The sequence below is a fragment of the Streptomyces sp. SID5910 genome (genome assembly GCF_009862125.1).
In the GTDB taxonomy this organism is placed as follows: domain Bacteria; phylum Actinomycetota; class Actinomycetes; order Streptomycetales; family Streptomycetaceae; genus Streptomyces.
The window spans coordinates 1-410 of record NZ_WWHX01000392.1; the positions used below are offsets into that span (position 1 = coordinate 1).

The following is a 410-nucleotide window of genomic DNA, read 5'->3' on the forward strand; positions in this document are numbered from 1 at the left end:
GTCAGTTCCTGCTTGGTGTTGCGCCAGGTGAAGTAGGTGTAGGACTGCTGGAAGCCGATCTGGGCGAGGGTCGCCATCATCGCGGGGCGGGTGAAGGCCTCCGCCAGGAAGATGACGTCGGGGTCGGCGCGGTTGACCTCGCCGATGACGCGTTCCCAGAACACGACGGGTTTGGTGTGGGGGTTGTCGACGCGGAAGATCCGCACGCCGTGGTCCATCCAGTGCCGCAGGACGCGGACCGTTTCGGCGACCAGGCCGTCCATGTCGGCGTCGAAGGCGACGGGGTAGATGTCCTGGTACTTCTTCGGCGGGTTCTCGGCGTAGGCGATGGTGCCGTCGGGGCGGTGGTGGAACCAGTCGGGGTGCTTGTCGACCCAGGGGTGGTCGGGGGAGCACTGGAGGGCGAAGTC

1 protein-coding gene is annotated in these 410 nt (G+C 66.6%); it reads right to left on the reverse strand.

Features of this window, described 5'->3' with window-relative positions; all coding sequences use genetic code 11:
- Nucleotides 1-410 (reverse strand): alpha-amylase family protein (locus GTW67_RS13265; protein ID WP_524539773.1); only part of this gene is annotated, 410 nt, incomplete at both ends.